A 20,907-nucleotide genomic window follows, 5' to 3' on the forward strand; every position below is an offset into this window, starting at 1 on the left:
GACTCGGACCGGGCTCGTCGCGGTGGGGCCTGGACTACTTGGCGGCGGGCTCCAGGCTCTCGTAGGCCACGAGCTTGGAGATCCCCTGGATGGGCGTCCAGCCGGCGATCCGGTCACCCGCTGCGTACGTCGTGTTCTTCAGCGCGATCGGGATGGTCCAGTACTCGTCCTTGAGCTCCTGGTTGATCTGCTCCAGGCGCGCGTTCCGCTCGCCCTCGTCGACGATCTTCGTCAGCTCGTCGAAGTAGCCTTCCATCTTGGTCGGGTCCCAGTAGGCCCGCAGGCGGCCGCCGGCGTCGGGCGAGAGCATGTTGGTCTGCATGTTGGTCAGTACCGAGGGACGGTTGGACGTCGGGAACCCGGTGACGACGACGTCGTCACCCGAGGTGAGGCTGCCGTCGAGGATCTTCTCGCTGAGCTGCGCGAAGTCTCCGGGCACGATCTTGACGTTGACGCCCACCTTCTCCCAGAACCCGGCGATCGCCTCGTTGACATCTCCGGCCTCGGGGGTGTCGGGGAAGGTCATGGTCTGCAGGATGACCTTGGACCCGTCGTAGCCGGCCTCGTCGAGCAGCCGCTTGGCCTCGTCGGGGTCGTAGTCGTAGGGCTTCAGGTTCGGGTCGTGGCCGAGCGTCGCCGGGCTGAAGGGCGTGCTGTCGCCCGGCGAGCGGCGGCCGACCTCCTCGGGGTAGAAGGCCTTGATGACCTCGTCCATGTCGATCGCGAGGGCGAGCGCCTTGCGGAACTCGAGCTTGTTCGTGATCTTCTTCGGGTCGTAGCTCTCGAAGAAGTAGACCTGCGAGAAGACCGTGTCATCGACGGTGAGGATGTCGAAGCCGTCGCTCTTGACGGTGGGCACCTGGTCCGGCGTGAGAGCCACCATGTCCGCCTCGCCCGACTTCAGCATCGCGAGCCGGGTGTTCTGGTCGGGGGCGAGCACGATGTTCAGCTTGTTGAACTTGGGCTCGCGGTCGGGGTTCCAGTAGTCGCGGTTGGCCTTGTAGGTGATGGACTGGCCGACCGAGCGGCTGTCGAACTTCCACGGGCCCGATCCCATCGGGTCCGACTCGAACCCGTCGCGGCCGACCTTCTCGACGTGGGCCTTCGGCAGGAGGAGGGCGTTGCCCTCGATCGGGCCGAGCAGCGCCGGGATGTTGACGTCGGCCCGCTTCAGGTTCAGCTTGACGGTCAGGCCGTCGACGATGTCGACGCTCGCCAGGTTGTTCAGGAGGGAGCCGCAGACCTGGCCGCACAGAGCCTCGGGGTCGGCGTACTCCTTGAGCGTGAAGTCGAGGTCGGCCGAGGTGACGTCGGTGCCGTCGTGCCACTTCATCCCCGAGCGGAGGGTGAGCGTCCAGACCGTCGCGTCCTCGTTGGGCGTGTAGCTCTCGAGGGCGCCGGTCTCGGTCGACAGCTTGCCGTCGGGGTCGGCGCCGATCAGGAAGTCGAACATCGGCCCGTAGTAGACGAGACCGTTGGAGTCGTGGAGCGGTGGGTAGAGCTTCTCCTTGTTGAACGACGCGTGGGCGACGGTCACCGTGCCGTCGTCGCCGCCGGTCCCCCCAGTGCCATCAGTCGAGCAGCCCACGGCGAACGCCACAACAAGGCTGAGCACGATGGCGATTGCGCCTCTTCGTACGAACATGCTTCGTCCTCTTCGTAGATTGGGGTCGTCACCCACGTGGCGAGTCTCCGAGAACAGATGGTTCACCGTAGGGATGCTGGATGCTAGGCACGGCCGGTGCCCGGCGACCATCGGCCCAGGCTCACGGTCTGTGGTCCCCACGGTCAGCGAATGCGGTGCTCGATCTGTGGTCGCGCAAGGAAGCCCGTCGGTACGCTCCGGTTCACCCTGCAGGTCCATTCGGAGAAGAGGAATCTGGCATGCCGCTGAGTATCGAGGACAAGCTCGCGATCACCGATCTGTTGAACCGGCTGACCTTCGCGGTCGATGAGCGTGACCCCGAGAAGTGGGCGGCCTGCTTCACCGAGAACGGATCGTTCCAGAGCCCGAACGGCAAGTGGTCGGGCCAGCAGGCGCAGCGCGAGCTGATGACGGGGGAGCTGGGCTTCCCGCGCCGCCAGCACATCGTCACCTGCCTGCTGATCGAGGGGGACGGCGACCGCGCCACGGCGCGAGCCAACGGCCCCGTGTTCGAGGAGGACGGGGGCAGCTACTACCCGATGAACTTCTCGGGACAGGAGCACCACGTGGTCCGGGTCGACGGGGAGTGGCTCATCGAGAGCACGATCCGGCACCGCCCGAAGAATCCCTCGTGACCGTCGGGGACGAACTCTGCTACGTCAGCGCGCACGAGCTCGCGCGCCGGATCCGGGACCGCGAGCTGTCGCCCGTCGAGGTGCTCGAGGCGGTGATCGCTCGGATCGAGGCGCTGAACGAGGAGCTCGTCGCCTTCTGCTCCCTCGACCACGAACGGGTCCGGGCCGCCGCGCGGGAGGCGGAGCGCGCCGTCGCCCGGGGCGACCGGCTCGGGCCGCTGCACGGCGTACCCGTCAGCGTGAAGGACCTCATCTTCACCAAGGACTTCCCGACCGTCGGAGGATCCAAGGCCTACGTCGGCTTCACGCCCGTCGAGGACGACGTCGTCGTCGAGCGCCTCCGTGACGCCGGGGCCATCCTCGTCGGGAAGACCAACACGCCGGACTTCGGCTACGGTCCGAGCTTCGATCCCGTCTACGGCACGACGAGGAACCCCTGGGACCTCACCCGGACGCCCGCGGGCTCGAGCGGCGGCTCGGCGGTCGCCGTCGCCACCGGGATGGGACCGGTGTCGCTGGGCAGCGACGGAGGAGGCTCCATCCGGGTGCCGGCCAGCTTCTGCGGTGTGGTCGGCGTGAACCCGTCGTTCGGGCGGGTGCCGCTCTATCCCGGTGCCCGCGACACGCGCTATCCGGGCTTCAGCGGGTGGGAGTCCCTCGAGCGGATCGGCCCCATGGCGCGGACCGTCACGGACGCCGCGCTCGTCCTCGACGTGATCAAGGGCCCGGACCCGCGCGACCGGCACTCACTCCCGGCCACGGGCGAGGCCTACGCCGAGGACCTCGAGGTCGACCTGAAGGGGTGGCGCATCGCCTGGACCCTCGACTGGGGGACGGGCGCCCGCGTCGACCGGCCGGTCGCCGACCTCGTCGAGCGCGCGGCACAGCGGTTCGCCGACCTGGGCGCGGTCGTGGAGAACGCCAGCCCCCGGTTCGGGAACGCCCACAGCACCTTCGACGCCATCAGGGCACTCGATGCCGACCTGGCGGCGATGGCGGGCCTCATCGACCGCTATCCGCCGGGCACGGCGCCGTCGCGTTTCGTCGACATGGTCAACACCGACCGGCTGTTCGTCGACGCCTCGCGCGCGATCGCCGCGCGCAAGGACATCTACAACGCCTTCTGGCGCTTCTTCGAGGACTACGACCTCCTCCTCACCCCGACCGCACCGGTCGCGGCGTTTCCGCTCGATGTGAGCGGGCCGGCGGAGATCGGGGGCGAGCCGGTCACGGATCCGATGTCGTGGGTGCAGTACACCGTCCCGATCAGTCTGACCGGGAACCCCTCCGCGAGCATCCCCTGCGGCTGGACCCCGGACGGGCTGCCCGTCGGTCTGCAGATCGTGGGCAACCACCTCGACGACCGTCGCGTCCTCCAGGCCTCGCGTGCGTTCGAGCTCGCGCAGCCGTGGGCGCAGCGCCGCCCGAGGTGACGGTGGGGATAAGGGAACGTGGGGCTCGACCGGTGGTCGGCGAGTTCCGCTCTGCGTAGGCTCGGAGCACCCCCGAGGGCGGGGCCAGATGGACGACTGATGAGAGACAAGGACGAGCTGGAATGCCGCTGAGTATCGAAGACCAATTCGCGATCAACGACCTGTTGAGCCGGCTGAACTTCGCCATCGACGACCGTGACGCAGACGCCTGGGTGGCGTGCTTCACCAAGGACGGTTCGTTCGAGAACCCGGAGTCGGTGTGGGCCGGCGAGGAGGCGCACCGGAAGCTGGTGGCGGACCAGATCGGGCTGCCGCGCTGCCAGCACATCATGACCAACCTCCTGCTGGAGGGTGACGGAGACCGTGCGACGGGGCGCGCCAACGGCGCTGTCTTCGAGGAGGTCGACGGTGTCTACTCGCTGTCGAACTTCTCGGGCCAGGAGCACCACTTCACGCGGGTCGACGGACAGTGGCTCATCGAGCGCACGATCCGCCACCGTCCGAAGAAGAAGAACGTCTGAGTCCGGTCCCGGGGTGCAGGCGTGGCGGACTCGTCCGCCCGCCTCACCTCGACGGAAGTGAGGAAGCACCATGGCGTTGTCAGTCGAGGACCAGATGGCCATTCGCGATCTCGTCAGTCGCATGGAGCTCTCCGTCGACGACCGGGACGCCGATGCCTGGGTCGCGTGCTTCACCGCCGACGGCGCGTTCGTGGGCCCGAGCGGCACCTGGGCGGGTGAGCAGGCACATCGTGACCTGGTGGCCGCGCAGCTCGCCCTGCCGCGGGCCCAGCACGTGGTGACGAACCTGCTGATCGACGGCGACGAGGACACGGCGACCGCGCGGGCGAACGGTGTGGTGCTCGAGGAGCAGGACGGTCGCTACGTCGTGTCGAACTTCGCCACCCAGGAGCACCACCTCACGAGGGTCGCAGGCGCCTGGTTGATCGAGCGCACGATCCGTCATCGTCCCCGTTGAGCCGCGCAGTGCCGACGCCCGCCGTGACCGGTGAGCTCGTGACCTTCGTCCGAGAGACCGGCTTCTCCTCGCTGCCCGCCGAGGTCGTCGAGTTCGCCAAGCTGTGCATCCTCGACCAGGTGGGCGCCCAGGCGTACGGCTCGACGCTCCCCGTGGCGGCCCTGGTGCGTGACCACGTCCTCACCGGTTCGGCCGGCACCTGCACGGTCGTCGGATCGTCGAGGACGGCGTCCGCGGAGGGGGCGGCGATGGCCAACGCCGTCGCGGGCCACGGCTTCGAGCTCGACGACGTCCATCTGCCGTCGCTCAACCACCCCGGCGTCGCGGTGGTCCCGGCCGCCCTCGCCATGGCGGAGACGGTGGGCGCGACCGGCGAGGACCTCGTCACCGCGGTCGCCCTGGGCTACGAGGTCATGTGCCGGGTGGGCCGCGGGCTGGCGCCGTCGTACGTCGCGGACCGGGGCTTCCATCCGCAGGGCGTCGTCGGGCCGCTGGGCGCCGCCGTCGCCGCCGCGGTGCTTCTCGACCTGGCGCCCCGGCAGATCGAGAACGCCATCGGCCTCGCGGTCAGCCACGCGGGCGGCACCCTGCAGTACCTCGAGACCGACTGCGACAGCCCTCGGCTCCACGCCGGGCTGGGCGCGATGGGCGGCGTGCGCAGTGCGTCGCTGGCCAAGGCCGGCTTCCAGGGACCAGGACAGATCATCGAGGGCCGCTACGGCCTGGCCCGAGCGTATGCGGACGCGGTCGACCTCGACCTGATGACCGACGGCCTCGGGACCGAGTACTCCCTGCGCTACACCACCTTCAAGGTGCGGCCCTACCACGCGCTGGTCCACGCGGCCCTCGACGCGACGGTCGAGGCGTTCTCGACGGGCGTCGACGTGTCCGTCGCCGAGATCGAGCGGGTCGTCTTGGGCGCGACCTCCCGGATGAGCAGGTTCGTCGGCGGCGAGAGCGTCCAGGACTCGCTCGCGTCGCTGGTGGCGCACGCTCTCGACGACGACCGCGACCGTGCGGCGAACCTCGCCCGACGAGTCGAGGTCGTGGCCGACGACGAGTGCGAGCGCGAGTTCGCCGGTGGCGGCCAGCGGGGGACCAAGGTCATGGTCAAGGCGGCGATCGTGCTGCGAGACGGACGGGTGCTGCGGGCCGGGTGCTACGCGAAGGGGTCCTACGAGAATCCCCTCGCGCCCGCCGAGCTGCGGGCCAAGGCGGAGAGCCTGCTGGCGAGGGGCCGCCTGGAGCAGCAGGCCGCGACCGTGTCCGCCCTGGTGCTGGACTGCGACAGCCTGACGGCGGTCGGCGACCTCACCGAGCTGCTCCGGGCGCCTGACCAGTGACGGTCCGGCCGAGCGTGGGGCATCAGGTCTTCTGCTGCTCACGCCCGTCGGCTTGGGGGCTCGGCGTCTTTCCACGGCCCTGGAGGGCTGCAAGCATTCACGTGTGACGGCAACATCTGCAGCACGAGAAGGCTCCTTCGCCGACGCGGAGGAGAGCTCCGGCGGTCGGAGGCTGAATGTCTGGCGCGAACGCGGCCGGCGCAAGGAGCGGAGATCGGGGCGGAGCCGGCTCGGTCGAATGCCCAAGCTCGCCACCGGCATCCTGCTGGTCGCCGTGCTGGTCGCCGTGTTCGGCCCGATGCTCTCCCCCTGGGACGCGACGGAGTCCAACCTGATCGCGCGCCAGCTTCCTCCCGCCTGGCTGGACGGCGGCACGAGCGCCCACTGGCTCGGCACCGACCGGCAGGGACGCGACATCTTGACGCGGGTCATGGTGGGCTCGCGGATCTCCCTGACGATCGCGGCGCTGTGCATCCTGATCAGCTGTGTGCTGGGGACCGCGCTCGGTCTCCTCGCGGGCTACAAGGGCGGCTGGGTGGACTCCGTCATCTCGCGGCTCATCGACGGCATGTCGGCGTTCCCCCCGGTCCTCATCGCGCTGGCCGTGGCGGTGACCGTGGGCAGCAACCTGTGGATCGTCGTCGGTGTCATCAGCCTGGTGCTGTGGTCGCGCTACGCGCGGCTGGTGCGGGCGGAGACACTGTCGTGGAAGGAACGTGAGTTCGTCCTCGCGGCGGTGGTCACCGGGTGCCGACCTCTGCGCATCGTGCTTCGCCACGTGCTCCCCAACCTGGTCAGCACGGTCATCGTGTTCTCCACGCTGCAGGTCGGCTACGTCATCTTGTCCGAGGCGACACTCAGCTTCCTCGGCGCCGGCGTCCCGCCGCCGACGCCGACCTGGGGCGGCATGATCGCGGAAGGACACAACTACATCGACACCCTCTGGTGGATGTGGGTCTTCCCCGGCCTCGCGATCGCGGGCGTGATCGTCTCCGTCAACGTCCTGGGCGACTGGCTCCGCGACGAGTTCGACCCGAGGCTGCGCCAGGTATGAGCGCCGGCCGATTCCAGCACCAGCCGAAAGGTGGCGTCGCGTCATGACCCGCTTTCTGATCAGCCGCGTGATGCAGGCCCTGCTCACCGTGGTGGTCCTGACCTTCGTGATCTTCCTGATCGGGCGCCTGACCGGCAATCCCGCGGACACGATGCTCCCCAACGACGCTCCGGCCGCCCAACGCGAGGCCCTGATCCAACGGATGGGTCTCGACGAACCGCTGCTGCAGCAGTACTGGCTCTACATCAGCGACTTCGTCCGAGGAGACTTCGGCACCTCGGTCCGCACCGGCGGTCCGGTGATCGACGTCGTGATTCCCCGGCTGGTCAACTCGATCGCCCTGGTCGCCGTCGGGTTCGCGCTGGCCCTGCTGATCGGGATCCCGCTCGGCGTTGCCGCGGCCGTGCGTCCCAACCACCTCGCGGACCGCATCGCGATGAGCGTCGCCCTGGTCGGTCAGTCCGTGCCGTCGTTCCTCAGCGGCCTGCTGCTCATCCTGCTCTTCGGAGTCACGCTGGGCTGGCTGCCCACGAGCGGCATGGGCGACTGGCGGTACTACATCCTCCCGGGGCTCACCATGGCGTGGTTCCTCGTGGCCGCGATCGTGCGCCTCATGCGCTCCAGCATGCTCGAGATCCTGGGGGAGGACTATGTGCGCACCGCGCGGGCGAAGGGCCTGAGCGACATCACGGTCATCTGGATGCACGCCGCTCGCAACGCGCTGCTGCCCGTGGTCACCTACATCGGCATGATGTTCGGCATCGCGATCGCGTCGGCGATCTCCACGGAGGTCATCTTCAACTGGCCCGGCCTGGGACGCCTCGCCTATGAGGCCGTCATCTGGCGTGACTTCCCGCTGCTCCAGTTCACGGTCGCCGTCTGGGCGCTGATCATCGTCATGATCAACCTCCTCGTCGACATCGCGTACGCCTATCTCGACCCCCGCATCAGCCTCACCAAGAGCACCACTGCCTGAGCTCCCATGGAAAGCGATGGTCTTGCCTCGGGGCACGAGCGGCCCGCTGCCCGTACGACAGCGGGCCTGCTGAGGGATCGGGCGTTCGGACCGTACGTGTCCAGCAAGCTCGTGTCCGTCATCGGGCTGTGGATGTACAACCTCGTCGCCGCGCTGTGGGCGTACGAGCTGACCGGGTCGACGGTGTTCGTCGGCCTGGTCAGCGTGGCGGTCTTCGGTCCCCAGGTGATCTTCGCGGCCTGGTCCGGCGTCGCGGCCGACCGTGGGGATCGGCTTCGGCGCATCGTGTTCGGCCGTCTCGTCTGCGCCGCCGCGTCAGGCACGCTCGCGTCGTACGTGGCCGTCGCCGACCCACACGACGGCGCCGCCGTGTGCGCCCTCCTGGTGGCTTCGCTCGCCATGGGGTGCGGCCTGACGATCGGCGGGCCCGCGATGCAGGCACTCGTGCCGACCATGGTGAACTCGTCGGAGGTGGCCAAGGCCGTCACCATCGACTCGATCCCGATGCTGCTGGGGCTCTCGCTGGGCCCCATGCTGGGAGCCTCCGTCGCGGCCGTGGCCGGTCCGGCGTCCGCCTTCGCCACCGCCGCCGGGGCCCAGATCGTCTTCGCGCTCGTCGTCGCCCGGCTGCGCGTGCCCCGCAAGGACCTCCCCGACCTGGACCTGGACCTGGACGTGGATCACGGGCTGGGGGGAGGCTTCCGGTTCGTCCGGACCGACCGGGTCGCGCCCCTGGCGCTGATCGCGGTCGCGACCGCGGGGGTCGGCGCGGACCCGGCCATCACGCTGACCCCGACGGTGTCCGAGCTCCTGAGGGGCGACGACTCGCTGGTGGGCGTGCTCGCGTCCGCCTTCGGCCTGGGCGCCGCGACCGGAGCCCTGTCCCTGGTGCAGCTGAGGCGATGGATCCCCGCACCCGTGACGATGGCGGCGGGTCTGGCCATCATGGGCGTCGGCGCGCTGACGGTGGCCCTCTCCGGATTCACGTCCCTGACCCTCGCCGGGTTCTTCGTCGACGGCGTCGGGATGGCCTGGGTGACGACCAGCGCGACGGTGATCTTGCAGATGCGCACCCCCGATGTGCTCCGCGGCCGGGTGATGGCGCTGTGGATCGTCGCGTTCGTCGGATCCCGGCCGCTCGCCGGGGTGGTCCACGGCACCATCGCCCAGGTCGTGTCGACTCCCACGGCACTGGCCACCTCGGCCGGACTGGCGCTGGTCGTGGCCGCGCTGTGTCGTCCCAACCGGCTCGCGTCGGTGCCACGGACCTGAGGCGCTGCTCGCTGGGTCAGCCGGCCGTGGTCCGGCGGACGGCGCTGCCCGGCCGGGCAGCGAGCACGAGGGCGCCGTCATGGACGACGGGCTCTCCGCCCACGAGCAGGTGCCGAACTCCCGTCGACGTGCGGACGCCGTCGTCGTAGGTGGCGCGGTCGGACAGGGTGGCCGGATCGAACACGACGATGTCGGCGTCGGCGCCGATCCCGAGGTGTCCCTTGGCGCTCATCGCGGGCACCGACGGGGAGAGGATCTGCGCGGGGTACCAGCTGCAGCGGGCCACGACCTCCGACAACGGGCGGCCGGCCTCACGGTGCAGGAGCCGGACTGCCCTGGCGAAGGTGCCTGCGGTCCGCGGGTGTGCGGCGGCGCCGGGGGACAGCGGCCAGGCGGCGGCGTCCCGGTCCGGCCGGTCCCAGGTCAGGGGCATCGCGTCACTGGCGACGGCGGCGTCCCGGTACGTCAGGGCGTGCAGGAGGTGGCGCCGGTCGGCGTGGTCGCTCTCGTCGAGCCAGTGGACGATCGCCAGGGCGCCGGGGTCCGACGCCCGCAGCCGGACCAGGTCGGCACGGTCGCGTACGCGCCTGCCCAGCCGCACGTGCGACAGCATCGAGGGCGAGAGTGCCTGGCGGGCGAGGACATCGGGATCCAGGAAGGCGGCACCGATCGCGGTGGACCCGGCACCGTAGGGGTAGGCCTCCGTGGTGATCCGCGAACCTGCCGAGCGGGCGCGCTCGACCTGGGCCAGCACCCGGTCCACGTGCTGACGGGAGGTGCTGTGTACGTGGCAGTAGTGCATGTGGGCGCCGGTCTCCTCCGCCGCCCGCACGATCTCGGTCGCGCCGTCGACCACGGAGGTCGAGTCGATGTCGATCAGCGAGCGGGCGTGGGTGAAGGTGGGTACGCCGTGCTCGGCGGCGAGCCGGGCGACGTCGAGGTACTCGCCGGGGTCGAGCTCGGGGGCGTATCCCACGAGCACGCCGACTCCGAGCGCGCCGTCGGTGAGATCGGCGCGCAGGCGCTCCGTGATGGCGGCTCTCTGATGGGGTGAGGCCGGTGCCTGCCAGGCAGTGCGTCCGAGATGTTCGAGGATCTCCTGCACGGCGCCGGTCCCCGCGGCCCGGGCGAGCACGATCATCCGCGCCTGAGCCCATGACGCGCTGAAGCCGTAGTTCAGGGGCCGGCCCTCGGCCGCGGCGGCGGCGTACGCCCTGCCGACCGGCGAGCAGCCCGCCTCGAGCTCGAGCGAGGTGGTGACGCCGTCCAGGGCCTGCAGTCGGTGTCCGGCGAGGTCTTGGGCGTGGCTGTGCAGGTCGACGAAGCCGGGGGCGACGACGAGCCCCCTCACATCGAGCCGTCGGCCGCCTCGGAGGCGTTGACCGACAGCGCGGATGCGACGGTCCGCGATCGCGACGTCGAGAACGGCGTCGAGGCCGGATGCCGGATCGACCACGCGGCCGCCCGTGAGGACCAGATCAGTCATGGACCGCACACTACTTTCTGACAGTGATTGACAAAAGGCTGAATGCGACACAAACTTTCGACATCACTCGCGCGGCTCGGCGCCGGATCCCCGTCGGAGGAAACCCGTGAAATCGCTCATCAGGCTCGCTGCGGCGGCCGCACTCGCTCTGGTCTTCGCCTCATGCGCCACGTCCGAGTCGGACCCGGCCACCGAGGGCACCTTCAGCTACGGCATCAACACCGATCCGGGGACGCTCAACCCGCTGATGTCGATCAATGCCGCGGCCCGCAAGGTCAACAACTTCGCCTACGACCAGCTGCTCTACTTCGATGCGGACGGCGCGCCGCACGGGTGGCTCGCCGAGAAGTGGACCGAGACGCCGACGTCGGTCAGCTTCACGCTGAAGCCCGGCATCACCTGTGCCGACGGCAGCGACTTCCTCGCCTCGACGGTCGCGGCGAACTTCGCCTTCATCTCCGATCCCGCCAACGCCAGCCCGGTGCTCGGCGTCTTCGTCCCGGCCGGGCTCGAGGTCACGGTGGACGACGCGTCACGGACGGTGACGCTGAGTGCCGAGACGCCCAGCTCGTTCCTGCTGTTCCAGACCGGAACCCAGCAGCTGGCCTGCCAGGCGGTGGTCGACGATCCGTCGGCCTACGACGCGAAGACCGACGGGACGGGGCTCTACGACCTCGACACGGCGGTGGCCAACGATCGCTACGTGCTCAGCAGGCGCAAGGACTATGCATGGGGCTGGGACGACACCACGGCCGACACCGAGGGCCTGCCCCGGACGGTGACCCTGCGCGTCGTCGCCAACGCCTCCACCATGGCCAACCTCCTGCTCTCCGGAGAGCTCGACGCGGGCCAGGTCACGGGCGACGACGTCAAGCGGCTGTCGTCCGACGAGGACTTCACCGCGCTCGGCGGCCACGAGCCGATCGGTCAGCTCTGGTTCAACCAGGACTCGTCTCGGTCCACGGCCGACCAGGACGTCCGCCGGGCCCTCGTGGCCGCCCTCGACCTCGACGAGCTGCGCACGCTGATCACCGGCGGCACCGGGGTCGCCGAGACCAGCCTCGCCTCCTACGCCGGCGCGGCGTGTGACTACGACAGCGTCTCGGGGAACGTGCCCGAGCACTCCGCGGACTTCGCCCGGACCGCCCTGGACAAGGCCGGCTGGAAGCCCGGAGCCGGAGGCGTCCGGGCGAAGGCGGGCCGACCGCTGGAGATCACCCTGGTCTACAACAACGGCACCCCGGGGCAGAAGGCCGCTGCCGAGCGGATCCAGCAGACCTGGCAGGACCTGGGGATCAAGACCGTGCTCAAGGGAGGTGACTCGAGCTTCGTCATCGCCAACACGCTCACCGAGGACCGCACCTCGTGGGATGTCTCGATGCTCAACGTCGGCGCCCAGATCCCCTCTACCGTGACCCCCTTCATGACCGGCCCCGCCTTCCCGGCCAGCAACAACTTCTCCGGCAACGCCGACCCGACGTACGACGCCCTGGTCGCCGAGGCGAACCAGACCGCTGGGCCGCAGAGCTGTGAGCTGTGGAAGGCCGCGGAGGAACGCGTGCTGTCCCAGGTGGTCGTCGCGCCCTTCGCGGCCTCGCCGGTGGACACCTTCCTCGGCACGAGGATCTCCCGTACCGACGCCGAGGACTGGACGATCCGCGGCCCGGCGGTCCGGATCGGGTCATGACCGCACAGGTGATGGAGGTCGTGCCGGCCGGCCGCGAAGGCGGTCCGGTCGACCGGCCCGGCCCGACCGGGGCGTTCGGCGGGCATCGGCTGGTGCGCTACGCCGTGCGCCGGATGCTGCAGCTCGCCGCGTCCCTGCTGGTCCTCGCGCTCGCCGCCTTCGCCCTGCTGCGGCTGATCCCGGGCGACCCGGCGCGGGCCTCGCTGGGACCGACCGCGCCGGTCGAGCAGGTGGCGGCCCGCCGAGAGCAGCTGGGGCTGGACGGCTCGATCTGGCGGCAGCTCGCGGACTACTGGACGGGCCTGCTGCACGGCGACCTCGGCCGCTCCCTGTCCACCGGCCTGCCCGTCCGCGACGTCATCGTGGATCGCTTCCCCGCCACGCTGTGGCTGGTGGCGCCCGCGGTGCTGCTGGCGATGGCGCTGGCCTTCATCAGCGGGACGGCCGCGGCCGCTGTCTTCCGCGGCCGCCGCCACCGCCGGGCAGCCGCCGGATACACCGCCGTCACCGGCGTGCTCAGTGCGGCGCCCGAGATGCTGACCGGCACCTGCCTGATCGCGGTCTTCGCGCTGGCCATCCCGGTGCTGCCCGTGGCCGGCAACGAGAGCGCGACGTCCTACGTCCTTCCCGTGGCGACCCTGGCGCTGGCGCCGACGGCCGTCCTGTCCCGCATCGTGCGGGAGGAGACCGCCGCGATCCTCGATCAGGACATGGTGCGCACCGCGCGGGCCAAGCGGCTCGGCCGGCTCCGGCTCTACGGCGTCCACGTCCTGCCCAACGCGGTGACGGCCTCCCTGACCGTCGGCGGGCTGATCACCGGTGCGCTCATCGCCGGCACGGTCCTGGTGGAGACCATCTTCTCCTGGCCCGGCCTCGGCAGCGCGGCCGTGTCCTCGATCGTCAACAACGACTACCCGCTGGCCCAGGCGGTCATCCTCGCCTTCGGGTCGGTCGCGCTGGTGGTCAACGCCGTGGTCGACCTGGTCATCGCGGCCATCGACCCGCGCAGCACCCTCGCCGGGGCGTCGTCATGACCGGCGCCGGCAAGCGGCGAGGGGCCGCGCTCGTCCTGGTCCTGGTCGCCGTGGCCCTGGCGCTGCTCGCACCGCTGGTCCTGGGCGAGGCGGCCGAGCGGATCGACGTCGGGCACATCGCGGAAGGCCCCACGGACGGCCACTGGCTGGGCACCGATGCCGGCGGCCGGGACATCCTGGCCCGGATCCTGGTGGCCAGTCGGCTCTCGGTGCTGATGGCGCTGGCCGCAGCCGGCGTCGGGGTCCTCGGCGGTACGGCGGTGGGCTCGCTCACCCTGCTCCTGGGGGCGCGCCTCGGGCGGCTGGTCAGCGCCGCGGTCAACGTCGTGGTCGCCTTCCCCGCCCTCCTCGTGATCTTGTCCCTCAGCGTCATCCTGGGACGCGGCGCGTGGACGTCGGTGCTGGCGGTCGGCCTGGCGGTCGTGCCGATCTATGCCCGGATCGTCTCGGTGCAGATCGCCGGAGTCGCCGGTCGCGACTACGTCGCCGCAGCGAGACTGCTCGGCCTGTCCCGGCTCGCCGTGCTGTGGCGGCACGTTCTTCCCGCGATCCGCCGGCCTCTCATGGCGGCCGCGGCGACGACCGCGGGCAGCACGCTGATCGTCTTCGCGGGCGTCTCCTTCATCGGTCTCGGCGTCCAGCCGCCCAGCTACGACTGGGGCGTGCTGCTCAGCGAGGGGGTCTCCAAGATCTATGTCTCCCCGGCGGGAGCGATCGGTCCCGGGGTGGCCGTCGTCCTGGCGGGCCTGGTCTTCGTGGTGTTGGGGGAGACCGCGTTCCGCGAGGAGCCGTCGGGCCGCAAGGATCTCGCGGAGCCGCGCTCCCGCGACGACGTGGCGGTCGCTGACGTGGCGGTCGGTGGTGCGGCGGACGGTGGTGCGGCGGACGGTCGGGATGGGGGCGTCGAGGTCTCCGAGGAGGCGGTGCTCAGTGTCCGAGGCCTGCGCATCGAGTCCTCCGACGGGCGGATCCTGGTCGAGGACGTCGATCTCGACGTCGCCCCGGGGGAGGTGGTCGGGCTGGTGGGGGAGTCCGGCTCCGGGAAGTCCCTGACCTGTGCAGCGGTCACCGGGATCCTCGCCGAGGGCCTCACGATGACCACGACCCGGTTGCGGGTCGGGGGAGAGGACCTCGGCGGCGCCGAGCAGGCGGTGGCATCCAGGAGCGGACAGCGCCACCTCGGGCGGACGGTCGGCATGGTGTTCCAGAACCCGATGTCCTCGTTGAACCCCGTGCTGCGGGTGCGCACCCAGCTCGCCGAGCCGGCCTGGCGCAGCGGCGGCCGGAGCCGCAGGGTGGCCCGCGGAGCGACCGACCTGATGCTCGAGGAGGTCTCCGTGCCGGAGCCGGAGCGTCGCTGCCGCCAGTACCCGTTCGAGCTGTCGGGCGGCCTGCGGCAGCGGGTGATGATCGCGATGGGCCTGGCCGCCGACCCGGCGCTCCTGGTCGCCGACGAGCCCACCACTGCTCTCGACGTGTCGGTCCAGGCCGACGTGCTCCGGCTGATGGCTCGGCTGCAGGCCGAGCGCGGCATGGCGATCCTCTTCGTCTCGCACGACCTTCCGGTCGTGACCGCGCTCTGCAGCAGGGTCGTGATCATGCGCCACGGGCGGGTGATCGAGTCGGCGACGACCGAGGACCTGCTCGCCGGACGGGCGCGCAGCGGCTACGCGCGCGACCTGCTGGCTGCCATCCCGTCCATGGACGACCCGCCGGGGACGTCGTTCGCCACGCTCGCGGAGCCGTCCGCCGCCCGCCTGAGGATTCCGGAGCTCCTGCCATGAGCCGGCTCGAGATCGAGGGGCTCTGCGTCGACTACGGCTCCGGCCGCCAGCGGCGCAGGGTCGTGGACCAGGTCAGCCTGAGCCTGGCCAGCGGGTCGATGACCGGCTTGGTGGGGGAGTCGGGCTCGGGGAAGTCGACCATCGCCCGCGCGGTGGTCGGCCTGGCTCCGGTCTCGGCCGGGCACATCCTGCTCGACGGCGAGCCGTTGTCCGCCCGTCGTCGTACCGAGGTGCAGATGGTCTTCCAGGATCCCGAGTCCTGCCTCGACCCGCGCATGTCGATCGGTCGGTCGGTGGCGGAGGGGGTCGCGGCCCACGACCGCAGGATCGGCCGTCGCCGCGCCGAGCGGGCCCGCCACGGCGAGGCCGCTGACCTGCTCGAGTCGATGGGGATCCCTGCCGGCCGGTGGGACGAGCGGCCGCAGGCCTTCTCCGGTGGCCAGCGGCAGCGGATCGCCCTCGCCCGGGCGCTGGCCGCTCGGCCGTCGGTGCTCCTCGCCGACGAGATCACCTCCGCGCTCGACGTCTCGGTGCAGGGCTCGGTCCTCAACGCGCTGCGCGACATCCACGAGCGGACCGGGACCACGGTCCTCTTCATCAGCCACAACCTCGCGGTCGTCCGGCGGCTCTGCCCGCGGCTGGCCGTGCTGTCCGCGGGCCGGGTGGTGGACGCGGGTGAGACTCTCCAGGTCCTGGCGTCCCCGACCTCGGACTACACCCGACGCCTGACGGCGGCCGTGCCGCGGCTGGGCGTGCCGCTCAGCGCGTGGGACGGAAGCACGGGGGCAGTGCGGTGACAGTGACTGACTACTCTCCGGGAATGACATCACTTCGGCAGCGACAGAAGACGAACCGACGGGCGCGGATGATCGAGACCGCGCTGAGCCTGTTGGCCGAGCGCGGCTTCGACGGCATGACCATCGAGCTGGTCGCCGAGGCGATCGACATGTCGCCGCGGACCATCTACCGCTACTTCGCGACGAAGGAGGAGCTGGTCCTCGCACCGTTCGCGGAGACCTACGCGGCCGTCGCGCGGGCGGTCCGTGAGGCCGCCCCCGAGCACGCGCTGTACGACGTGCTGCGCGACGCCTGGTCGGCCGCCATCCGGGACCTGTTCGACCAGCTCGACGACGAGACCTTCCGCACCATCGTCGCCCAGACCCAGTCGGTGGCCTCGGTGGCCGCACGCGGACTGCTCGAGGTCCGCCGGCTCGAGGTCGAGCTCGTCGAGATCATCGCGCAGCGGCCGGCCTACCGGGGCCGGACCCAGGTCGAGATGACGATGGCCGTCGTCATCTTCAACACCGCCGTCCGGATCGCTCAGGACGAGTGGATCGACGCGGGTGAGAGCACCGAGCGTCTGGTGGACCGGATCCACGACGCGGTGGCCACCCTGCCGGATGTCCTCGCCCACGCCACCGGCCACGCGCTGGTGAGCCCCTCCCACGCCCATGACCCCGATCGCCAGGAGAGATAGAAGATGTCCGCCACTGCGCCCTTGCTCGACCGGACAGCCCAGGTGAGTGCCTGGCTCACCGACCGACTGCCCCAGCTCATCCAGCGCCACGGCGTCCCCGGGGCCACGGTCGCCGTCTCCTGCGGAGCGGGGTCCGACGTACACGTCGGGGTCGGCGGAGTCACCAGTCTGCGGACCCGGGTACCGGTCACCGCCGACACCGTCTTCCAGATCGGCTCGGTGACCAAGGTCCTCACCGCGACCCTGGTGCTCGACCTGGCCGAACAGGGGCGCATCGACATCGACGCGCCGATCCGGCGATACCTGCCCGGCTTCGCGGTCGCCGACGCGGAGGCCTCGGCGCAGATCACCACCCGCGAGCTGCTGACGCACACCTCGGGCGTCTTCGGCGACGCCTTCGTCGACGTCGACCGGGAGGCCGGCGCACTCGAGGCGTTCCTGGCCGAGGTGGTCCCCTCGCTCGAGCTGGACGTCCCGCGAGGCAGCGGCCTGCTGAGCTACTCCAACGCCGCCTTCTCCATCCTCGGCCGCCTGGTCGAGGTGGTGGCCGGCGTGCCCTACCTGGACCTGCTGGCCGAGCGGATCATGGACCCGCTCGGGGTCACCGAGTGGGCGGGGACGCCCGACCAGGCAGTCCTGCGCCGGGCCGCGGTCGGGCACCTGCCGACGGGTGTCGACGGTGCGCCGGAGCCGACCACCCGCTGGCGGCTGCCGTCCACCATCGGACCCGCCGGTGGGCAGCTGGCGATGAGCGCGCGCGCACTGGTGGCATTCGCCCGCGGTGTGCTGGACGGCCGGCTGCTCACGCCGGCGAGCGTCGCGGAGATGCTCGCTCCCCAGGTCGATGTGCCTCGCAGCGGCACGCTGCCCGCTCACTGGGGGCTGGGCTGGATGCTCTTCGACTGGCCTGTCGCGGGGAACGCTCGAGCGCGGGTGGTGGGCCACGACGGCGGAACCATCGGCCAGGCCAGCGCGCTGCGGCTGGTGCCCGAGGCCGGCGTGGTGGTCGCCACCATCGCCAACGGAGGCGGTTCCCTGGCGTTCAACCAGGCCGTGCAAAGTGAGCTGCTGGCGATCACCGCGGACGTGTCGGCTCCTGAGCCGATCACCGTGCCCGAGGCGCCCGAGCCGGTGGATGCCTCGTTCGCGAACGGCACCTACGTGAACCTGATGACGTCCACGCGGATCTACGCCGACGGTGGACAGACCTGGGTGGCGGTCGAGCCGCTCACCCCCGAGGCCGAGCAGCTCGTCGACCCGCGGCCCTTCCCCGTCGTTCGGCTGGACGCCACCCATCTGGTCGCGGTGCGGCCGGTCATGGGCGCTCACGAGGTGCTGCTGCTCCTGGGTGATCCTGACGACGGCCCGGCGCGCTACCTGGGACGCACCGGTCGGCTGACGGCGCGGGTGGACTCATGAGTTGCCGGCTGCACCCTGCTGCGAACGCGGAGTCCTCTCGCGCCGCCGACGCCTGGGTGATCGGGATCCGCGACGGCCGACCGGGCGACGCCCACGGCCTGCGAGAACAGCTCGACCTGCTCGGGTTCGACCCGGCGCCGGACGGCGCCGCCGTGGTGCTGGCGCCCGGCGGCGCCCCGGCGCCGCTGGTGGTCGCCGTACCGCTTCGGGCCGAGCCCGACGAGGACGAGCTGCGCCGGGCCTCGGCACGGGCCTGGCGCGCGCTGCCCGCCGCGGCCCGGGTCGTCGTGGATCTCCACCCCGCGACGTCGGCTGCCGCCGCGGCCGTTGCGGAAGGGGTGCTGCTCGCCGACCATCGATTCACCCTGTACGCCGGCTCGCCCGCTCCCGACCGAGACGTCCACGTCCTGGCCCGCCAGGTGGCTGCTGAGGAGCTCGACCGCGCCCTGGGGCGGGCGCGGGTCGTGGCCGAGGCCGTGCTCCGCGCCCGTGACTGGGTGAACACCGGGCCGTCGGACCAGCGGCCCGCCGACCTCGCTGCCCAGATCGCCGCCGCGGCGCCTCCCGGGGTGGAGGTCGACGTGTGGGACCACGAGCGACTCGCCGCCGAGCGCTGCGCCGGGCACCTGGCCGTCGGTGGCGGCTCGGCGGCGCCGCCCTGTCTGGTTCGGCTGAGGTACCGGTCACCGGCTGCCCGCGAGCACCTCGTGCTGGTCGGCAAGGGCGTCACCTTCGATGCCGGCGGCCTGTCGCTCAAGCCCGCGACCGCGATGGAGGACATGAAGTTCGACATGGCCGGCGCCGCCGCGGTGGTCTCGGCCCTCTGCGCCATCGCCGACCTGGGCCTCGAGGTGAGCGTGACGGCGTACGCCTGTCTGGCGGAGAATCTGCCCGGTCCCGGGGCGTTCAAGCCCGGCGACGTGCTGCGGATGCGCAACGGCACCACGGTGGAGGTGCACAACACCGACTCCGAGGGGCGCCTGCTGCTGGCCGACGGGCTGACCCTCGCTGGCGAGGACGGCGCCGACGCCGTCGTCACCGTCGCCACGTTGACCTATGCGGCGATGATCGCGCTCGGGATCCGGACGACGGCGGTGTTCGACAACGACGCCTCGCTGTCCGCGCGTGTGCTCGCCGCCACCGCGCGTGCCGGTGAGCCGGCCTGGCGGATGCCGATCCCCGTCGAGATGAAGGCGCAGGTGTCCTCCAGCCGGGTGGCCGACGTACGTCAGCACAACGCGGACGCACCCCACGGGGGAGCCTGCTTCGCCGCCGGCTTCCTGCGCGAGTTCGTCGCGCCGGGCACGGCATGGGCACATCTGGACATCGCCGGACCGGCCTTCAACGCCGGCGAGCCCTACGACTACACGCCCACCGGTGGCACCGGCGCCATCGTCCGATCGCTGGTCGAGCTGGCCGTCGGGACCGCGACGAGCCGCGCGGAGGAGGCGTGACCCGCCAGCGTCCGCGATGGTCGGAGCTGCGGCCACTGCTCAACCTCCAGGTGCCCAAGGCGAGTGCGACCGAGCGGCGCCTCGCCCGGGCCGCCACCGTGTCGGACATGGCCCGGCTCGCCCGGAAGCGGGTGCCGCGCTCGGTGTTCGACTACGTCGACGGCGCTGCCGAGGACGAGATCGCGCTGGACCGGATGCGCGACGGCTTCCGCACGGCCCGCCTGCGACCTCGGGTGCTGCGCGACGTGAGCACCGTCGACACGAGCAGGGTGCTGCTGGGCGGCACGAGCGCGCTGCCCATCGTGCTCGCACCCACCGGCTTCACCCGGATGATGCACCACGAGGGAGAGATCGCCGTCGCTCGGGCCGCGAGCCGGATGGGCGTTCTTTACACGCTCTCGACCATGGGCACCACCTCGATCGAGGCGCTCGCGGACGCCGTGCCGACCTGCCGGCGGTGGTTCCAGCTGTACCTGTGGCGCGATCGCGGCGCCAGCAAGGACCTGGTACGGCGCGCAGCCGACGCCGGCTACGACACCCTGGTCCTGACCGTCGACACGCCGGTCGGCGGCGGCCGGCACCGGGACACGCGCAACGGGCTCACCATCCCACCCAGCCTGAGGGCGCGGACGCTGCTCGATATGGCCCGGCGGCCCTGGTGGTGGGGCAATCTGCTGACCACGGAGCCGTTGCGCTTCGCGTCGCTCTCGGATCGTCCAGGGGCGCTCGGCGACCTGATCGCCTCGATGTTCGACCCCTCGGCGACCATCGAGGATCTCGTCTGGCTGCGTGAGCAGTGGCCCGGCTCGCTAGTCGTGAAGGGCATTCAGCACGTCGCGGACGCCTGCGCCGTGGTCGACGCCGGTGCCGACGCGGTCGTGCTCTCCAACCACGGGGGTCGCCAGCTCGACCGCTCGCCGGTGCCCCTGCAGCTGTTGGGCCCGACGGTGGCCGCGCTCGAGGGTCGGGCCGAGGTGTACATCGACGGCGGCGTGCTCAGCGGGGCCGACGCCGTCGTCGCGGTGGCGCACGGCGCTGCCGGAGTGCTGGTCGGACGGGCCTATCTCTACGGGCTCATGGCCGGCGGTGAGCGGGGCGTGGTCAGGGTCTTGGAGATCCTCGCCGCCGAGGTCACCCGCACCCTGCAGCTGCTCGGCGTGCCCTCCTGGGGGGAGCTCACACCGGAGTACGTCGAGCTGGGCTGGTCCGAGTGACCGCGTGAGGACCGTG

At 71.2% G+C, this 20,907-nt stretch carries 18 protein-coding genes; 16 read left to right on the plus strand and 2 right to left on the minus strand.

All coding sequences use genetic code 11. The annotated features are described in order from the left end of the window. Nucleotides 1-34 precede the first annotated feature (34 nt). Nucleotides 35-1,615, minus strand: coding sequence for an ABC transporter substrate-binding protein (locus ACUP6Y_RS08320; RefSeq protein WP_462555316.1), 1,581 nt, complete (start codon nt 1,613-1,615; stop codon nt 35-37). 269 nt (nt 1,616-1,884) lie between these two features. Here ACUP6Y_RS08320 and ACUP6Y_RS08325 point away from each other — a divergent pair, with 269 nt between their 5' ends. The 8 genes from ACUP6Y_RS08325 to ACUP6Y_RS08360 all read left to right on the plus strand — a co-directional run bounded on the left by ACUP6Y_RS08325 (nt 1,885) and on the right by ACUP6Y_RS08360 (nt 9,336). Further along, nucleotides 1,885-2,280, plus strand: a complete 396-nt coding sequence (locus tag ACUP6Y_RS08325; protein WP_462555317.1) for a nuclear transport factor 2 family protein — start codon at nt 1,885-1,887, stop codon at nt 2,278-2,280. Then, nucleotides 2,277-3,713 carry an amidase gene (locus tag ACUP6Y_RS08330; protein ID WP_462555318.1) on the plus strand — a complete coding sequence of 479 codons (1,437 nt, stop codon included), beginning with the start codon at nt 2,277-2,279 and terminating at the stop codon, nt 3,711-3,713. Before ACUP6Y_RS08325 ends, ACUP6Y_RS08330 begins: the two co-directional genes overlap by 4 nt. A gap of 122 nt (nt 3,714-3,835) precedes the next feature. Beyond that, on the plus strand, nt 3,836-4,234 hold the full coding sequence (locus ACUP6Y_RS08335) for a nuclear transport factor 2 family protein (RefSeq protein ID WP_462555319.1): 399 nt from the start codon (nt 3,836-3,838) through the stop codon (nt 4,232-4,234). Nucleotides 4,235-4,304: 70 nt separating this feature from the next. Beyond that, nucleotides 4,305-4,691 carry a nuclear transport factor 2 family protein gene (locus ACUP6Y_RS08340; RefSeq protein WP_462555321.1) on the plus strand — a complete coding sequence of 129 codons (387 nt, stop codon included), beginning with the start codon at nt 4,305-4,307 and terminating at the stop codon, nt 4,689-4,691. Then, nucleotides 4,688-6,034: an MmgE/PrpD family protein gene (locus ACUP6Y_RS08345; RefSeq protein WP_462555323.1), complete on the plus strand. Its 1,347-nt coding sequence runs from the start codon at nt 4,688-4,690 to the stop codon at nt 6,032-6,034. Before ACUP6Y_RS08340 ends, ACUP6Y_RS08345 begins: the two co-directional genes overlap by 4 nt. A gap of 238 nt (nt 6,035-6,272) precedes the next feature. Next, nucleotides 6,273-7,088, plus strand: coding sequence for an ABC transporter permease (locus ACUP6Y_RS08350; protein WP_462555327.1), 816 nt, complete (start codon nt 6,273-6,275; stop codon nt 7,086-7,088). A 43-nt stretch (nt 7,089-7,131) separates the two neighbouring features. Further along, nucleotides 7,132-8,064 (plus strand): ABC transporter permease, encoded by a 933-nt coding sequence (locus ACUP6Y_RS08355; RefSeq protein ID WP_462555329.1) that lies wholly within the window; start codon nt 7,132-7,134, stop codon nt 8,062-8,064. A gap of 6 nt (nt 8,065-8,070) precedes the next feature. Next, on the plus strand, nt 8,071-9,336 hold the full coding sequence (locus ACUP6Y_RS08360) for an MFS transporter (protein WP_462555332.1): 1,266 nt from the start codon (nt 8,071-8,073) through the stop codon (nt 9,334-9,336). Nucleotides 9,337-9,352: 16 nt separating this feature from the next. Here ACUP6Y_RS08360 and ACUP6Y_RS08365 read toward each other — a convergent pair whose 3' ends face one another. Beyond that, nucleotides 9,353-10,873 (minus strand): amidohydrolase family protein, encoded by a 1,521-nt coding sequence (locus ACUP6Y_RS08365; protein WP_462555334.1) that lies wholly within the window; start codon nt 10,871-10,873, stop codon nt 9,353-9,355. 55 nt (nt 10,874-10,928) lie between these two features. Here ACUP6Y_RS08365 and ACUP6Y_RS08370 point away from each other — a divergent pair, with 55 nt between their 5' ends. The 8 genes from ACUP6Y_RS08370 to ACUP6Y_RS08405 are packed head-to-tail and all read left to right on the plus strand — an operon-like array spanning nt 10,929 to nt 20,891. Further along, on the plus strand, nt 10,929-12,509 hold the full coding sequence (locus ACUP6Y_RS08370) for an ABC transporter substrate-binding protein (RefSeq protein ID WP_462555337.1): 1,581 nt from the start codon (nt 10,929-10,931) through the stop codon (nt 12,507-12,509). After that, nucleotides 12,506-13,543, plus strand: coding sequence for an ABC transporter permease (locus ACUP6Y_RS08375; protein WP_462555340.1), 1,038 nt, complete (start codon nt 12,506-12,508; stop codon nt 13,541-13,543). The genes ACUP6Y_RS08370 and ACUP6Y_RS08375 overlap by 4 nt, the downstream gene beginning before the upstream one ends. After that, a complete protein-coding gene (locus ACUP6Y_RS08380) occupies nt 13,540-15,327 on the plus strand; it encodes a dipeptide/oligopeptide/nickel ABC transporter permease/ATP-binding protein (RefSeq protein WP_462555343.1) in 1,788 nt (595 codons plus the stop codon). The genes ACUP6Y_RS08375 and ACUP6Y_RS08380 overlap by 4 nt, the downstream gene beginning before the upstream one ends. Continuing rightward, nucleotides 15,324-16,124 carry an ABC transporter ATP-binding protein gene (locus tag ACUP6Y_RS08385; RefSeq protein ID WP_462555345.1) on the plus strand — a complete coding sequence of 267 codons (801 nt, stop codon included), beginning with the start codon at nt 15,324-15,326 and terminating at the stop codon, nt 16,122-16,124. The genes ACUP6Y_RS08380 and ACUP6Y_RS08385 overlap by 4 nt, the downstream gene beginning before the upstream one ends. Nucleotides 16,125-16,147: 23 nt before the next feature. Continuing rightward, nucleotides 16,148-16,804: a TetR/AcrR family transcriptional regulator gene (locus tag ACUP6Y_RS08390; RefSeq protein WP_462555346.1), complete on the plus strand. Its 657-nt coding sequence runs from the start codon at nt 16,148-16,150 to the stop codon at nt 16,802-16,804. Between the two features lie 3 nt (nt 16,805-16,807). Further along, nucleotides 16,808-18,223: a serine hydrolase domain-containing protein gene (locus ACUP6Y_RS08395; RefSeq protein WP_462555348.1), complete on the plus strand. Its 1,416-nt coding sequence runs from the start codon at nt 16,808-16,810 to the stop codon at nt 18,221-18,223. Then, entirely contained in the window at nt 18,220-19,677 is a 1,458-nt protein-coding gene (locus tag ACUP6Y_RS08400; RefSeq protein ID WP_462555349.1) for a leucyl aminopeptidase, read from the plus strand. The genes ACUP6Y_RS08395 and ACUP6Y_RS08400 overlap by 4 nt, the downstream gene beginning before the upstream one ends. Next, nucleotides 19,674-20,891 (plus strand): alpha-hydroxy acid oxidase, encoded by a 1,218-nt coding sequence (locus tag ACUP6Y_RS08405; protein WP_462555350.1) that lies wholly within the window; start codon nt 19,674-19,676, stop codon nt 20,889-20,891. The genes ACUP6Y_RS08400 and ACUP6Y_RS08405 overlap by 4 nt, the downstream gene beginning before the upstream one ends. The last annotated feature ends 16 nt before the right edge of the window (nt 20,892-20,907 follow it).

It is taken from the genome of Nocardioides sp. S5-5 (genome assembly GCF_054954065.1).

Bases quoted from the DNA above. Each gene is read 5' to 3' on its own strand.
- ACUP6Y_RS08390 (WP_462555346.1), top strand. From the start codon at position 16,148: ATGACATCACTTCGGCAGCGACAGAAGACGAACCGACGGGCGCGGATG.
- ACUP6Y_RS08380 (WP_462555343.1), top strand. From the start codon at position 13,540: ATGACCGGCGCCGGCAAGCGGCGAGGGGCCGCGCTCGTCCTGGTCCTG.
- ACUP6Y_RS08350 (WP_462555327.1), top strand. From the start codon at position 6,273: ATGCCCAAGCTCGCCACCGGCATCCTGCTGGTCGCCGTGCTGGTCGCC.
- ACUP6Y_RS08400 (WP_462555349.1), top strand. From the start codon at position 18,220: ATGAGTTGCCGGCTGCACCCTGCTGCGAACGCGGAGTCCTCTCGCGCC.
- ACUP6Y_RS08360 (WP_462555332.1), top strand. From the start codon at position 8,071: ATGGAAAGCGATGGTCTTGCCTCGGGGCACGAGCGGCCCGCTGCCCGT.
- ACUP6Y_RS08340 (WP_462555321.1), top strand. From the start codon at position 4,305: ATGGCGTTGTCAGTCGAGGACCAGATGGCCATTCGCGATCTCGTCAGT.
- ACUP6Y_RS08385 (WP_462555345.1), top strand. From the start codon at position 15,324: ATGAGCCGGCTCGAGATCGAGGGGCTCTGCGTCGACTACGGCTCCGGC.
- ACUP6Y_RS08355 (WP_462555329.1), top strand. From the start codon at position 7,132: ATGACCCGCTTTCTGATCAGCCGCGTGATGCAGGCCCTGCTCACCGTG.
- ACUP6Y_RS08325 (WP_462555317.1), top strand. From the start codon at position 1,885: ATGCCGCTGAGTATCGAGGACAAGCTCGCGATCACCGATCTGTTGAAC.
- ACUP6Y_RS08395 (WP_462555348.1), top strand. From the start codon at position 16,808: ATGTCCGCCACTGCGCCCTTGCTCGACCGGACAGCCCAGGTGAGTGCC.
- ACUP6Y_RS08335 (WP_462555319.1), top strand. From the start codon at position 3,836: ATGCCGCTGAGTATCGAAGACCAATTCGCGATCAACGACCTGTTGAGC.
- ACUP6Y_RS08375 (WP_462555340.1), top strand. From the start codon at position 12,506: ATGACCGCACAGGTGATGGAGGTCGTGCCGGCCGGCCGCGAAGGCGGT.